Source organism: Streptomyces sp. NBC_00090, assembly GCF_045160815.1.
Lineage (GTDB): Bacteria > Actinomycetota > Actinomycetes > Streptomycetales > Streptomycetaceae > Streptomyces.
In genome coordinates, this window is the sequence record NZ_CP108224.1 from 1878757 (window position 1) to 1892841 (window position 14085).

The 14085-nt window shown below is 71.1% G+C and carries 15 protein-coding genes; 2 read left to right on the top strand and 13 right to left on the bottom strand.

What is annotated here, in order from left to right; all coding sequences use genetic code 11:
* Nucleotides 1-86: 86 nt before the first annotated feature.
* Entirely contained in the window at nucleotides 87-722 is a 636-nt protein-coding gene (locus tag OG361_RS08225) for a MerR family transcriptional regulator (protein WP_405852691.1), read from the bottom strand.
* A gap of 119 nt (nucleotides 723-841) precedes the next feature.
* Here OG361_RS08225 and OG361_RS08230 point away from each other — a divergent pair, with 119 nt between their 5' ends.
* Nucleotides 842-1822, top strand: coding sequence for a hypothetical protein (locus OG361_RS08230; protein WP_405852692.1), 981 nt, complete (start codon nucleotides 842-844; stop codon nucleotides 1820-1822).
* Complete coding sequence (locus OG361_RS08235) at nucleotides 1819-2250, top strand: ABA4-like family protein (RefSeq protein ID WP_405852693.1); 432 nt, start codon at nucleotides 1819-1821, stop codon at nucleotides 2248-2250. The genes OG361_RS08230 and OG361_RS08235 overlap by 4 nt, the downstream gene beginning before the upstream one ends.
* 201 nt (nucleotides 2251-2451) lie before the next feature.
* Here the strand turns inward: OG361_RS08235 and OG361_RS08240 are convergent, their stop codons facing one another.
* From OG361_RS08240 to OG361_RS08295, 12 genes are all read right to left on the bottom strand, one after another.
* Nucleotides 2452-2910, bottom strand: coding sequence for a hypothetical protein (locus tag OG361_RS08240; RefSeq protein WP_405852694.1), 459 nt, complete (start codon nucleotides 2908-2910; stop codon nucleotides 2452-2454).
* 43 nt (nucleotides 2911-2953) lie between these two features.
* Nucleotides 2954-4378 carry a cytochrome P450 gene (locus OG361_RS08245; protein ID WP_405852695.1) on the bottom strand — a complete coding sequence of 475 codons (1425 nt, stop codon included), beginning with the start codon at nucleotides 4376-4378 and terminating at the stop codon, nucleotides 2954-2956.
* A 176-nt stretch (nucleotides 4379-4554) separates the two neighbouring features.
* Nucleotides 4555-7380 (bottom strand): DEAD/DEAH box helicase, encoded by a 2826-nt coding sequence (locus tag OG361_RS08250; RefSeq protein ID WP_405852696.1) that lies wholly within the window; start codon nucleotides 7378-7380, stop codon nucleotides 4555-4557.
* Nucleotides 7381-7424: 44 nt separating this feature from the next.
* A complete protein-coding gene (locus OG361_RS08255; RefSeq protein WP_405852697.1) occupies nucleotides 7425-8429 on the bottom strand; it encodes a diacylglycerol kinase in 1005 nt (334 codons plus the stop codon).
* 42 nt (nucleotides 8430-8471) lie between these two features.
* Nucleotides 8472-9380, bottom strand: a complete 909-nt coding sequence (gene tatC, locus OG361_RS08260) for a twin-arginine translocase subunit TatC (protein WP_384574477.1) — start codon at nucleotides 9378-9380, stop codon at nucleotides 8472-8474.
* Between the two features lie 104 nt (nucleotides 9381-9484).
* The gene (gene tatA / locus OG361_RS08265; RefSeq protein ID WP_384574475.1) at nucleotides 9485-9778 is read right to left on the bottom strand and encodes a Sec-independent protein translocase subunit TatA; all 294 of its coding nucleotides are present in this window, start codon (nucleotides 9776-9778) and stop codon (nucleotides 9485-9487) included.
* A 184-nt stretch (nucleotides 9779-9962) separates the two neighbouring features.
* Complete coding sequence (locus tag OG361_RS08270; protein ID WP_405852698.1) at nucleotides 9963-10160, bottom strand: hypothetical protein; 198 nt, start codon at nucleotides 10158-10160, stop codon at nucleotides 9963-9965.
* A gap of 35 nt (nucleotides 10161-10195) precedes the next feature.
* On the bottom strand, nucleotides 10196-10459 hold the full coding sequence (locus OG361_RS08275) for a hypothetical protein (protein WP_405852699.1): 264 nt from the start codon (nucleotides 10457-10459) through the stop codon (nucleotides 10196-10198).
* 111 nt (nucleotides 10460-10570) lie between these two features.
* Complete coding sequence (locus OG361_RS08280; RefSeq protein ID WP_384574469.1) at nucleotides 10571-11524, bottom strand: helix-turn-helix transcriptional regulator; 954 nt, start codon at nucleotides 11522-11524, stop codon at nucleotides 10571-10573.
* Between the two features lie 16 nt (nucleotides 11525-11540).
* Entirely contained in the window at nucleotides 11541-12497 is a 957-nt protein-coding gene (locus tag OG361_RS08285; protein ID WP_384574466.1) for a helix-turn-helix transcriptional regulator, read from the bottom strand.
* A 123-nt stretch (nucleotides 12498-12620) separates the two neighbouring features.
* Nucleotides 12621-13001 carry an FKBP-type peptidyl-prolyl cis-trans isomerase gene (locus tag OG361_RS08290; RefSeq protein ID WP_405852700.1) on the bottom strand — a complete coding sequence of 127 codons (381 nt, stop codon included), beginning with the start codon at nucleotides 12999-13001 and terminating at the stop codon, nucleotides 12621-12623.
* Nucleotides 13002-13044: 43 nt separating this feature from the next.
* A complete protein-coding gene (locus OG361_RS08295; RefSeq protein ID WP_405852701.1) occupies nucleotides 13045-13986 on the bottom strand; it encodes an FKBP-type peptidyl-prolyl cis-trans isomerase in 942 nt (313 codons plus the stop codon).
* Nucleotides 13987-14085 lie beyond the last annotated feature (99 nt).

Sequence of the window (14085 nt, forward strand, 5' to 3'; positions counted from 1 at the left end):
CCCTCCGCCGCCCCCTCCCCCACGCCATTCCCGCCACACTCCCGTGCGACGTCCGCCGCACCTCCACCGCTCAGCCCCTCCCGGGCTTACGTCGTACGGCCGCCGAACACGCGGTCCGAGGCGTCCACGTGGGCCAGCCTGCGCATCGCCGAGAAGATCGCGTCGCCCAGAACCGTCCCGACGACGGCGCTCTCCACGACCTCTTCGCGCGCCACATGGTGCGCCACGTAGTCCAGGTCCGCCCGCGCCACCCGCTCCGCCGCGTCCGCGTACACGTCCAGGACCTCGAAGAAGTCGCCGTGGCCGACCTCCTCGACGGTCGCGAGGGCCATCGCCAGCGCCTCCGCGGCCGGGTTGTCCGCATGGGTGCGCCAGCCGCGCGCGGCGATGAGCTCCGCGACCCTCTTCCGCGCCTCCCTCACCCCGTCGTCCGGTTCACGCTCGTAGCGCGGCACCATCCTGACCGTCGCGGCGCCCAGCACCCTGTGCACCGGCCGCTCGGAGTCGTCGACCGCGACGATCACCTCTCGGACGCCGGCGACCGACAGCCCGCCCACATCGAGGAGCGCCCGGATCAGGCGGAGCCGCTGGACGTGCGCCTCCCCGTACGAGGCCTGGTTCGGGCTCGTCAGCTCTCCGGCCGGCAGCAGCCCCTCCCGTACGTAGAACTTGATCGTCGGTACGGACACCCCGGTCCTGCGACTCAACTCTCCGATGCGCACCGCGCGTTCACCCTTCCGGTCTTTCAACGGCCTTGCCGACCGACGCCCTCATCATAGATAGTGGCGCTATCAGATAGCGGCAAGTGCCACTATCCATACTTTCCCACGGGGGGATCCGTATGTCCTTGCTGAACCCACTCGCCCGGCTCCATCGCCCGCTGGTCTGGTTCACCGGCTCGATGGTCGTCCTCGCGCTCGTCTCCGCGGTCGGCATCGTCGTCGACGACCGGATCCTGGTGGGCGTGCCGATCTGGACCAAGCCCTTCAAGTTCTCGGTCTCGTTCATCGCCTACTCGCTCTCGCTCGCCTGGATGCTCTCGCTCCTCGCCCCACTCCCCCGCGCACACCGGATCGGCTGGTGGGCCGGGACCGTGGTCGCCGCCACCAGTGCGGGCGAGATGGTGCTCATCACCCTCCAGGTGATCCGCGGCACCCAGAGCCACTTCAACCAGGCGACCCCCTTCGACACGGCCGTCTTCCAGATCATGGGAGCCACCATCGTCGTCCTCTGGCTCGGCGCCCTGGTCATCGCGGCACTCCTGCTGCGCGCCCGGATCCTCGACCGCGCCACCGCCTGGGCCGTCCGGCTCTCCTCGCTGATCGCCCTCGCGGGCACCGCCGTGGGCTTCCTGATGGTGCCTCCGACGCCGGAGCAGCTGGCGGTCGAGGATTCCCCGATCAGCGGCGCCCACAGCGTCGGGGTTCCGGACGGCGGTGCCTCGATGCCGCTGACCGGCTGGGCGACGACCGGCGGCGACCTGCGCGTGCCCCACTTCTTCGGCATGCACGCGCTCCAGCTGCTCCCGCTGCTGCTGCTCGTCCTGGCCGCCCTCGCACCGCGCTTCGCCCGGCTCGCCGACGAACGCATCCGCCTCCGGCTCACGCTCACGGCCTCGGGGGTCTACGCGGCGACCTTCGCCCTGCTGACCTGGCAGGCGCTGCGCGGCCAGGCCCTGTTCTCGCCGGACGGCGTGACGCTCGCCGCCGCGGGAGCGATCGCGCTGCTGGGCGGGGCGTCCACGGTGGTGTCCCTCCGGACCTCCCCCACCCCCACCCCCTCCGCCCCCTCCCCCTCCGCCTCCGAGGAGGTCTCGGCATGACCGGCTTCCTCTTCGAGTTGACGTTCTTCCTGGCGGCGCCCGTCTGGTTCCTGATGATCCTCGCACCGGGATGGCGGGTCACCGAGCGCGTCGCCGCCTCGCCCCTGACCGTCCTTCCGCTCCTGGCCCTCTGGGCCGTCCTGGCCGCCCCCGTCCTGCCGGAGCTGTGGACGGCGGTCAGCAGCCCCGACATCGACACCTTCCGCGAACTGGCGGCGCTCGCGAACGGGGCCGGCGCGATCTGGGCACAGATCATCGCCTGGGACCTGCTCCTCGGCCAGTGGATGTACCGCGAGGGCCGCCGCCTCGACATCTCGCCCTTCCTGATGGCCCCCCTGCTCCTCCTGACGATCCTCCTCTCCCCCATCGCCCTGCCGCTCTTCCTGGCGGTCCGGGCCTGGAGGATGCGGGCCGCGGACACCCTCTAGGGCGTGTGTCGAAAGTAGCGCCGTCTGCCCGAAGGGCAGGCCCGGCGGTGTCCGGTGCGTGCGATCGCAAGGCGGAGGGTCGCACCGATACTGGAGGTATCGGGGCGATCCCGACAACGCGGCGAGCGTGCGTGCCGGGCGCCGCCGGGCAGGCGGGACTTTCGACACACGCCCTAGTCCCGGTGGCCGGACGACGGCGGGTCAGGCGGTCCGCTTTCGGGCGGTCAGTTGGAGGAGCCGGGCGCTGTGCGGGTAGGGATGTCTCGCGGTGGCGGCGAGCTCCAGGCGTTCGAGGCTGTCGTAGTACTCCTGGTCGTACTTGCGGGCGTCGTCGGTGATGTAGTCGCAGAAGTTGCGGATGCCGTAGTGCCGCACGTCCCGGCAGCCGAGGTCCCGGAGGACCGGGATGACCTCCTCCGCCGTGGCCGGTGCGTAGTCGACCACCGTGACGTGGTGTCCACGGGCGGCGAGGCGCAGCGCGTCGCCGCCGTCGCCGCCCGCGAGGTCGAGCACCCGCAGCGGCCGTCCGCCCTCGGGGCCGTCAAGGTGCCGCGTCAGGTTCGCCTCGGCGACCGCGTAGCGGAGGCGGCCCCAGGGGGCCTCCTGCCACTCCTGCCAGGTGGCCATCGCGGTGTTGGACTTCTCGGGGTCTTCGGACATCCGGTGACGATAGCGGGCCTGACGCACCGGACCTGCCGGGACGTCAGCTCCGGGCGCGGACCGTGGCGAGGACGTCCCGGTCGGGCTGGAGGGTGAGGCTGGGCACCGGGTGGATCTCGTCGGTGGTGAGGTCCAGGTGGTAGCGCCGGGCGAGGACGGCGAGGACGAGGACGGCTTCGACCAGGGCGAAGCGGGTGCCGAGGCAGACGCGGGGGCCACCGCCGAAGGGGAACCAGGCGTACTCGGGTATCTGCTCTGCGGGCTCGCCGGCCTCGGTGGTGAGCCAGCGCTCGGGACGGAAGGCTTCGGCGTCGCCGTACCAGCGGGGGTCCCGCTGGGTGGCCCACTGGCTCGACCAGACGCGGGTCCCGGCGGGGACGGGGGTGCCGCCGAGGGTGGCGCCTTCCTTGGCGATACCGGTGATGAGCCAGATCGTGGGGTAGAGGCGGAGGGTCTCCTTGACGACGGCCTGGGTGTAGGGAAGGGCGGCGTAGTCGTCGTAGCCCGGTTCGTGGTCGGCGAGGACCCGGTCGAGCTCCTCGGTGAGGGCGTCGCGGACCCGGGGGTTGCGGGAGAGCAGGTACCAGGCCCAGACGAGGGTGGAGCTGGTCGTCTCGTGGCCGCCGATGTACAGGGTGACGGTCTCGTCGCGGATCTCCCGGTCGGAGAGGCTGGCGCCGGTCTCGTCCCGGGCGGCGAGGAGGCGGCTGAGGAGGTCGGGCCGTTCGCCGTCGCCGTCGCGGTGGCGGGAGACGACGCGGGACACCTCCGCGTCGATGACGGCGGTGGCCCGCTTGATGCGGGCGCGTCCCGGAGTGGGCACCCAGTCGGGCAGGACGGCCCCGATGCCGCTGAACTCGGCGCCGATCTCCTGCTGGGCGATGTCCATGGCACGGCCGATGGACTCGGCGTCGGCGGCCGTGTCGACTCCGAAGATGGTGCGGACCGCGACGAGTTGAGTGAGGGCCGCCATCTCCTTCTTGATGTCGACGCGCTGCCCGTCGGCCCATCGGTCGGCGAGGGCGACGGCGCATTCGGTCATGGTCGCCGCGTAGAACCGGACCTGCTTGGGGCGGACGGAGGGCTGGACGAGCGAACGCTTGCGCCGCCAGTCGGCACCCTTGGCGACGACGACCCCGTCGCCAAGGAGGGTGCGGAAGGCGATGCCGAGGTCGGGCTGGTCGAAGGTGCGCTCGACCTCGGTGAGGAGTTCGCCGATGGTGTCGGGGTGCGCGATGAAGAGGGCGGGGCCGCGGCCGAAGCGCCAGCGCACGAAGTCGCCGCGCGCCCGCAACTGTTCGAAGAAGGCGAGGGGGTTCTTGCCGAAAGCGGGCAGGTTCCCGAGGAGGGGTACTCCTCGGGGGCCTTCGACGATCTCCGGCACCGCCCGCGCCGCGTCGCCGCGTGCCCCGTCACCGTGCGCCCCGTCACCGCGTGCCCCGGCGTCCGGACCGGCTTCCGTGGTCATGTGCGTCCCCTCCCCAACTGACCTTCCCTGCGTGCGAGTCCATGCAAGCGGAAGGGTCCGCCCACGCGCCACCCCTGTGGACGACGCCCTGTGGACAACCCTGCGCACAGGGGACGGAACGCCGAGTGCCCGTGGCGTGATCGCCACGGGCACTGGCCTGAACGGAACCGGAGGCGTCAGCCCACCGAGCTGTAGGCGACGACGCCCCGCAGCAGTGAGTCGACGGCCTTGCGGGCGTTCTTGGAGACGGTGCTGTTCTCCTTGGGCGCCGCGGCGGCGATCTGTCCGAGGACGTCGATGACCTGCTTGCACCAGCGGACGAAGTCGCCCGCGGGCATCCCGGCCTCACGGAGGACCTCGTCGAGGCTCTTGTCGGAGGCCCACTGGTAGGCGGCCCAGGCGAAGCCGAGGTCGGGCTCGCGCTGGCCGACGCCCTCCGCCTGGTTGATCTTGAACTCCTCTTCGAGGCCGTCGAGGCGCCCCCAGATCCGGACCATCTCGCCGAGCGCCGCCTTGGCGTTGCCCGTGGGCAGCTTCGGCGCGACGGCGTCGTCCGCCTGGCGCGATTCGAACACCAACGCCGAGACGCAGGCGGCGAGTTCCGGCGGGGTGAGGCCCTCCCAGACGCGGTCGCGCAGGCATTCGCTGGCCAGCAGGTCGAGTTCGCCGTAGAGCCGGGCGAGCCGCTTGCCGTTCTCCGTGACCTCGTCACCGCGCAGGTAGTCGAGCTCCGTGAGGAGTGCGACGATCCGGTCGAAGGTACGGGCGATGGTGTTGGTACGGCCCTCGATGCGCCGCTCCAGCTGGTGCGTGTCGCGCTGGAGGCGGTGGTAGCGCTCGGCCCAGCGGGCGTGGTCCTCGCGCTCGTCGCAGCCGTGGCAGGGATGGGCGCGGATCTCGGTGCGCAGCCGGGCGATCTCGCGGTCGTCGGCGGCGGCGGCGCGCTGCTTGTGGTGGCGCTCGGGATTGATGTGCCCGCCCTTGGTGCGCAGCGCGGAGGCGAGGTCTCTGCGGGACTGCGGGGAGCGGGGGTTGAAGGACTTGGGGACCCTCATGCGGTCGAGCGCTTCGACGGGGACGGGGAAGTCGATGGAGGCGAGCCTCTTGACCTGCCGCTCGGCGGTGAGGACGAGGGGGCGGGGGCCGTCGTGGTGCTCGAATCCACGGTGGCCGTTGGTACGTCCCGCGGGAATGCCGGGGTCGAGGACGAGGGCGAGGCCGGCGAACTTGCCGGTGGGGACGTGGATGATGTCACCCGGCTTGAGCTTCTCCAGCGAGGCGGCGGCCTGGGCGCGCCGCTGGGCGGCACCCTGCCGGGCCAGGTCGGTCTCGCGGTCCTTGAGGTCGCGGCGGAGCCGCGCGTACTCCTCGAAGTCGCCGAGGTGGCAGGTCATGCCCTCGCGGTAGCCCTCCAGCCCTTCCTCGTTCTTCTGCACCTGGCGGGAGATGCCCACGACGGAGCGGTCTGCCTGGAACTGGGCGAAGGAGGTCTCGAGGAGTTCGCGGGAGCGGTGGCGGCCGAACTGGTCGACGAGGTTGACCGCCATGTTGTACGAGGGCCGGAAGCTGGAGCGCAGGGGGTACGTGCGCGTGCCGGCGAGTCCGGCGAGGTGGCCGGGGTCGAGGCCGCGCTGCCAGAGGACGACGGCGTGGCCCTCGACGTCGATGCCGCGGCGGCCGGCGCGGCCGGTGAGCTGGGTGTACTCGCCGGGGGTGATGTCGGCGTGCTGTTCGCCGTTCCACTTGACGAGCTTCTCGAGGACGACGGACCGCGCCGGCATGTTGATGCCGAGGGCGAGGGTCTCGGTGGCGAAGACGGCCTTGACGAGGCCGCGGACGAAGAGCTCCTCGACGACCTCCTTGAAGGTGGGGAGCATGCCGGCGTGGTGGGCGGCGATGCCCCGCTCCAGGGCTTCGAGCCACTCGTAGTAGCCGAGGACGTGGAGGTCTTCGGTGGGGATGGAGGCGGTGCGCTCCTCGACGATCTCGCGGACGCGCAGACGTCCTTCGTCGTTGTTGAGACGGAGTCCGGCGTAGAGGCACTGCTGCACGGCGGCCTCGCAGCCGGCGCGGCTGAAGATGAAGGTGATGGCGGGCAGGAGCCCTTCGGCGTCGAGGCGCTCGATGACCTCGGGGCGGCCGGGGGTCCAGATGCGGGTGCGCTGGCGGCGCTCGCGCTCGCGGTCGGCCTCGCGGACCATCTTGCCGCGGCGCCGGTCGCGCGGGTTGTAGGTCGTGTTCTCGGTGCGGGCGAGGCGGACGAGGTCGGGGTTGACCTCGCGGCGGGAGGAGCCGCGGCCGCCGTGGTCGGTCTCCTCCTCGAAGAGGTCGTACATCCGGCGTCCGGCGAGGACGTGCTGCCAGAGGGGTACGGGGCGGCTCTCGGAGACGATGACCTCGGTGTCGCCGCGGACGGTGTCGAGCCAGTCGCCGAACTCCTCGGCGTTGGAGACGGTCGCGGAGAGCGAGACCAGCGTGACGGACTCGGGGAGGTGGATGATCACTTCCTCCCAGACGGCGCCACGGAAGCGGTCGGAGAGGTAGTGGACCTCGTCCATGACGACGTAGCCGAGGCCGGAGAGGGCCTGGGACCCCGCGTACAGCATGTTGCGGAGGACTTCGGTGGTCATGACGACGATCGGGGCGTCACCGTTGACACTGTTGTCGCCGGTGAGGAGGCCGACCTTGGCGCCTCCGTACCGCTTGACGAGGTCGGCGTACTTCTGGTTCGACAGCGCCTTGATGGGTGTCGTGTAGAAGCACTTGCGGCCCTGGCTGAGGGCGAGGTGCACGGCGAACTCGCCGACGATGGTCTTGCCTGAGCCCGTGGGCGCGGCGACGAGCACGCCCTTGCCCGCTTCGAGGGCCTTGCACGCCTCGATCTGGAAGGGGTCCAGACCGAATTCGTACATCTCGCGGAAGGGGGCCAGCGCGGTGGCCTGCTCGGCGTTTCGGGCGCGGGCAGCTGCGTACGCTTCGGCTGGTGTGAGGTCCTCTGTCATCTTGTCATCGAGCCTACCCGCCACCTGTGACAGTGACGCGATCTTTATCGGGGCAATGGTCCGGGGGGTACGGGGGGCGCCAGGACGTGCAGTGCGCCGGGGACGCACTCCACCGTGAGGGGCAGGGGGCCGAGGGGCTCGCCGTCCGCGTAGCCGGTGGTGTCGGGGGCGTCGAGGGTGAGGGAGCGGACCCGGTACGTGGTCACCGCGGGGTGATCGAGGTGGGTGCCGCGGTAGACGCGCGGGAAGACCTTGATCAGGGTGGCGCGGGAGCAGTCGCCGACGACCGTGACGTCGAGGAGTCCGTCGTCGGTGCGGGCGTCGGCGCAGATGCGCATGCCGCCGCCGTAGGAGGTGCCGTTGCCGACGGCGACGAGGGTCGCGTCGGTCTCGACGACGCGCCCGTCGTCGAGGGTGAGGCGGTAGGGAACGGCCCGGAAGGCCGCGAGCTCGGCCAGGATCGCGAGGTCGTACTTGAAGCGTCCGGCGGGGATGCGCATGCGGTTGCCGCGGTCGTTGACGCGGGAGTCGAAGCCGGAGGCGAGGACGGTGCCGAACCAGCGGGTGGTGGCGCCGCCGGTCGCGGCCTGCCCGAGGCCCCGACCCGCGCTCGACCCGGGGCCCTGACCCGCGCTCGACCCGAGGTCCCGGCCCGTGATCCGCCCGAGGTCCATCGTGTGGCCGCCCGTGTCCTTGAGGAGCTGGGCGGTGACGCGTGCGGCGGCGGCCGGGTCGCGGACCGGCAGGCCGAGGGTGCGGGCGAAGTCGTTGCCGGTGCCGACGGCGATGACACCGAGCGGGGTGCGGGTTCCCGCGACCGCCTGGAGCGCGAGCGAGATCATGCCGTCGCCGCCGACGGCGACGAGGGCGCCGGTCCCCGCGTCGACGGCATCGCGGGCCCGGGAGAGGGCGTCGTCGGCGTCGTGCCCGAGGACGGTCCGGACCGAGAATCCGGCGTCCCTGAGGGCCTGGGCGGCGGGCTGTGCGGCGTGGGCGCCGCGGCCGCGGCCGGTGGTGGGGTTGACGAAGAGGGTGATGTCGCTGGTCATATGGGGGTCCCCCCGGACGGAGTCTGGGGGGACCCTACAAGATCAGGTGATGTCGTCGTAACCGTTGAGCCGGTGGGCGGCGGTTCCGCCGCTCTCCCCGGGCCCGGTGGCCTGCTCGGGCAGGGCGCGGGCGGCGCTGACGGGCTCGATGGCCCCGACGGCCTCGGGGGTGAGGTCGAGCTCGGAGGCCTCGTCGTCGTCGAGTTCGGCGTCGGGGTTGTTGCGCCTGCGTCGCCGGTCGTTGAGGAGCGAGAAGCCGACGGCCCCGAAGTACAGGATCGTGATGGGTCCCGCGAGGGCGATCATGCCGATGGGGTCGGTGGTCGGGGTGATGACGGCGCCGAAGACGAAGACGCCCATGATCACGCCGCGCCACCAGCCGGCCATACGGCGGCCGGTGAGGACGCCGGTGAGGTTGAGCATGACCAGGACCAGCGGGAGCTCGAAGGCGAGACCGAAGACGAGCACCATGCGCAGGGTGAAGTCGAGGACGTCGCCGAGCGAGAGGATGTTCGCGGAGCCGCTGGGCGTGAGGCTGATGAGCACCTTCACGCTGATGGGCAGGATCAGGTACGCGAGGTAGGCGCCGGCGGAGAAGAGCGGCACGGCCGCGCCGACGAACGCGTACGTGTACTTCTTCTCGCTCTTGTGGAGTCCGGGCGCGACGAACGCCCACAGCTGGTACAGCCAGACCGGGCTCGCGACGACGAGGCCCGCCGTCAGGGACAGCTGGATCGTCGTGCTGAAGGGGGCCATCAGCGTGTTGAAGGAGACGATCGCGCAGTTGCCGCCGTCACTGGTGACGCCTGGTGCGCAGGTGGGCACCGAACGCGTCAGGAACTGCATGAGCTCCTCGCTGTACACGAGGGCAACGATCGTCACCGCGCTGACGGCGAGGAGACCTTTCGCCAGTCGGTTGCGGAGTTCACGCAGGTGTTCCACGAGGGGCATACGACCCTCGGGATCCTTCTCCTGCTTGCGGGCAGACTTGGGCAACCCACGTCCTCATCTCGTGCGGCAGCCGCCGCACGGTGCGGCGGCCGCGGCGGACCGGGTCAGCGCTTGGTGGTGTCCGAGGGCTCGGTCACGGGACGCGAGCTGGTCACGTCGCCGGGAGCGGCCTGGATGGTGCGCGGCGCGGGCTGCTGGTCCTGCGTTCCGGTTCCCGCCTGCGGCGGGTCGGCGGGCGCGCTCTGCTGGTCGTCCGACTTCATCGCCTTGGCCTCGCTCTTGAGGATGCGGGCCGACTTGCCCAGCGAGCGGGCCATGTCCGGGAGCTTCTTGGCGCCGAACAGGAGAATGATGACGACGAGGATGAGAATGATCTCGGTGGGGCCGAGCCTACCCATAGCTTTTACCTTCTTCACCGAGGCGACATGGAGTGCGTGCCCGGCGGGTCGGACATGTGTCCGGCCACCGCGCTGTCTGCGATCGTAACCCGCAGGAGTAAACGTGGGGCAATGCCCGTGCATATTCCGGATTGCGTCCCGCGAGCCCGGTCAGGGGTCGCTTCCCGCAGCGTACGGCACCGATTCAGCGCAGAGTCTCGCCTGTTCGAGCCAGTCCTGTGGCGGCGGTTTCGAGCTCCTCGGCGGCCTGGTTGATCCGCTCTGCGGTGCGGGCCACTTGACGGCCGAGGCGCTGGACCTCCAGGAAGACCTTGATGGCGAGGACGCCGAGGACGGCGATGCCCAGGAATCCGAGGGCGATGGCGAGCATGGGCCAGAACATGGGCTGAGCCTAGACCTTGGGCGGGTGCGGGTCGGTCAGACGGTGGTGTGGAGGCGCAGGGTGCGGACGCCGCCGCCGGTGAGCAGCTCGACGATGCGCTCGCCCGCGGGCTTGCGGACGGAGCTGCCGCACTCGGGGCAGGTGAAGGAGTAGAAGGTGGTGCGGCGGCTGGCTCCGATGGCGAGGCGCAGGGCGCTCGCGGAGAGTTCGAAGCGGGAGCGGCAGTCGGGGCAGGCGGCCTTGAAGAGGACCGGGGCCATCGTCGCCACAAGACCGTGCATCACGGACATTTCCCTCATCTCTCTACGGCAGAAACCAGGTCAACAGCTACGTCGTCAACCACGTCGATCGCTACGTCAGCGGCTACGTCAGCGGCTACGTCAACAACAGCGTCCTCGAAGCGGAGAACGTCACACGCCCTCGTACGCGGCGAGCGCGGCGGTCGCCGCTTCGCGGGCGCTGTCGGCGAGCTCGCGCGGCTCGACGATCCGCCCGTCGCTGCCCAGCCGGAGCGCGAGCCTCCGCAGCGAGGCGGGGTCCGGCGTCCGCAGGGTGATCCGCAGCCCCCCGTCGGGGAGCTCATCGGCCCGGTCGTGCGGGTAGTACTCGGCGACCCAGCGGCCGCCCGGGCCGACCTCGACGACGACCTCGGGGTCGTCGGCGGAGGGCTGGACCAGCCCCTCCGACAGGTCGCGCAGTTCGAGCTCCGGCGGCGCCGCGTGCTCGTCGAGGAGCCGGATCTCGACGACCCGGTCGAGACGGAAGGTGCGGCGCGCCTCGGAGAGCCGGCACCACGCCTCCATGTAGGTGTGGCCGACGGCGAAGAGCCGGATCGGGTCGACCTCGCGCTCGGTGAGCTCGTCGCGCGCGGGCGAGTAGTAGCGCACCCACAGCCGTCGGCGCTCGGAGATCGCCCGGTCGACCTCGGCGAAGACGCCGCCCTCGGACTCGAAGGTGACCGAGAGCCGGGAGCTGGCCCCGGCGGCCTCGCCGGCCGCGGCCTCCAGCTTGGCGGTGGCGCGCAGCAGCGCGTCCCGGTCGCTCTCGCGGAGCCCGGGCAGGGTGGCGACGGCGCGGGCGGCGACCAGGAGGGCGGTCGCCTCGTCGGCGGCGAGCCGCAGGGGCGCGGCGACGTCGTCCGGGTTGTGCCACCAGATCCGGTCGCCGTCGGTGTCGATGTCGAGGAGGTCGCCGCCGCGGAAGCTGGTGCCGCACATGGGCAGCACGTCCAGGTCGGAGATCAGCTCGTCCTCGGTGATCCCGAAGGCCCGGGCGACGTCGGCGACGTGGGCGCCGGGGCGCTCACGGAGATAGGTGACGAGGGACAGCATCCGCCTCGTCTGGTCGATCGCGTTGGCAGCCATGCGGTACGTCTTCCCCTCAGCCCTTGGCCACGGCGCGCAGCCGGTCCAGTACATCGGCCCGCAGATCCGCGGGTTCCCGCACGACGACGTCGGGACCGAACTCGACGAGCCAGGCATCGAGCCCGTGCCCGTACGGGATCTCCAGCTCGTCCCAGCCGTCGGCGCCCTCCCGCACGGACTGGGCGCGGGCCCGCAGCGGGTAGCCGCAGCCGGCGCGCAGCCGGATCCTGGCGGAGCGGGTGGCAGTCTCGCCGGCCCAGCTCTCGACGGTCTCGCGGACGGTGACGACGTCGGGCACGGGCGCGGTGAAGGCGCCGGCCCGGGAGCGGACCTTGCCGGTGATCCGGGAGAGACGGAAGACGCGCTCGGCGCCCCGGTCGCGGTCCCAGCCGGCGAGGTACCAGTGGCCGCGCCAGCACTCGAGGGTCCAGGGCTCGACCTGGCGGGTCTCGGGGCGGGCGGCGTTGGCCTTGCGGTAGTCGAAGACGACGGGGCGGCGGTCTCGGCAGGCGAGCATGAGGGGCTCGAAGGCGGCCTCGTGGACCGGGATGCGGGGTTCGAGGGCGCTGGGCTGGACGTCGTACGAGTCCTCCGCCTCGGGCATGCCGGCGGCGCGGAGCTTCTGGAGGGCGCCGCTGGCGGCCCCCGCGAGGCGGGCCTGCTGCCAGACCTTGGCGGCGAGGCCGAGTGCGGCGGCCTCCTCGGCGTCGAGGGTGATGGGCGGAAGGCGGTTGGAGTCGCGGCGGGCGAGGTAGCCGGTCTCCCCCTCCAGGTTCTCGACCGTCTCGATGACGAGGCCCAGCTCGCGCAGGTCGTCCTTGTCGCGCTCGAACATCCGGTTGAAGGCGTCGTCCCCGCTCGCTTCGAGGTAGGCCTCGATGGAGCCGCGGAGTTCGCGCTTGCTCAGCGGGCGGCGCGTCCCGAGCAGACACAGCGCGAGATTCATCAGTCGCTCGGACTTGGCAATCGCCATCGACGCCCCGCACCTCATTTACCGGATCCACTTGTCGGACGTCCGACCGTACCGCCCCGGAGTGTCGGGACAAAAGCCGAGGGCCCCCGCCACGGGTGGCGGGGGCCCTCGGACGACCGTGGGTCAGCGCTTGGCGACGCCCACGAGGTCGCAGACGAAGATCAGCGACTCGCCCGGGGCGATGGCGCTGCCGGCACCGCGGTCGCCGTAGGCGAGGTGCGCGGGGATGACCAGCTGGCGGCGGCCGCCGACCTTCATGCCCTCGACGCCCTTGTCCCAGCCGGAGATGACCTGGCCGACACCGAGACGGAAGTCGAGCGGGTTGCCGCGGTTCCAAGAGGCGTCGAATTCCTCACCGGTGGAGAAGGCCACACCCACGTAGTGGACCTTGACGAAGTCGCCGGCCTCGGCGATCTCGCCGTCGCCCTCCCAGAGGTCCTTGATCTCCAGGTCCTTCGGCGGCTCGCCACCCGGGAAGTCGACCTCGGGCTTCTCGATGCTCACTGAACTGCTCCTCATACTGATGAACTGCGCGATCGGGACAGTCTTACATCTTCGTCAGGATGTCCACGGCGAACACCAGCGTGGAGTTCTTCGGGATGCCCTGCTGCTCCTTGTCGCCGAACGCCTCGGACGGCGGGGCGACGATGAGGACGCGGCTGCCGATCTTCTTGCCGACGAGACCGTCCTTGAGGCCCTTCAGCGTGAGCTGCGCGAGCGGGAAGTTCGCGGGCTTGCCGGTGGTGTAGGTGGAGTCGAAGACCTTGCCGTCCTTCCACAGGGCGGCGACGTAGTTCACGACGACCGTGTCGGTGGCCTTGACGGCCTCGCCGTTGGCCTCGAGCACGTAGTTCGAGACGAGCTTGGTGGGCGGGTCGACCTTGGGAACGGTCAGCGAGGGCGCCTTGCCGTCGGTGTTCGTCCCGACCTTCGGCAGGTCCTTGTTCTCCTGGGCGACCGGCGTGCCGGTGGCGGACTTGGGGATCGTGACGGACTTCAGGATGTCAACGACGAAGACGAGGGTGGCGTTCGGCTTGATGCTCGGCGGCGAGCCCTTCTCGCCGTAACCGAGCTCCGGCGGGATGCCGACCTCGATGCGGCTGCCGACCTTCTGCCCTTCGAGGGCCTGCTCCCACCCCTTGATGACCTGGCCGGCGCCCAGCGTCACGTCGAAGGGCTGACCGCGGTCGAAGCTGTTGTCGAAGGGGGTGGTGGAGTCCCAGGCCTGACCCAGGTAGTTCACCTGGAGGGCGTCGCCCTTCTTCGTCACCGCGCCGTCACCCTCGCTGATGACGTTGACCTTCAGTTCCTTGGGCGGGTCGCCCTCGCCCTTGGCGAGGGTCGGCTTCTCGCCGAACTTGACCCCCGCGGTGATGGCGGGCAGCCCGTTCTTCATCGAGGCGGAATCGGAGCCCTTGTCGTCGCTGCCGCACGCCGCTGTCGAGAGCAGCAGCAGCGGGACGACGAGAAGGCCGGCAAGTCGGCGCACGTGTTCCTCAGATCTCAGACGGCACAGTAGTTGTGCCGACACTCTAGGCGCTCCTCCTGTCACGTCGAGGGCCCCGCACGCCAAACGTGCGGGGCCCCG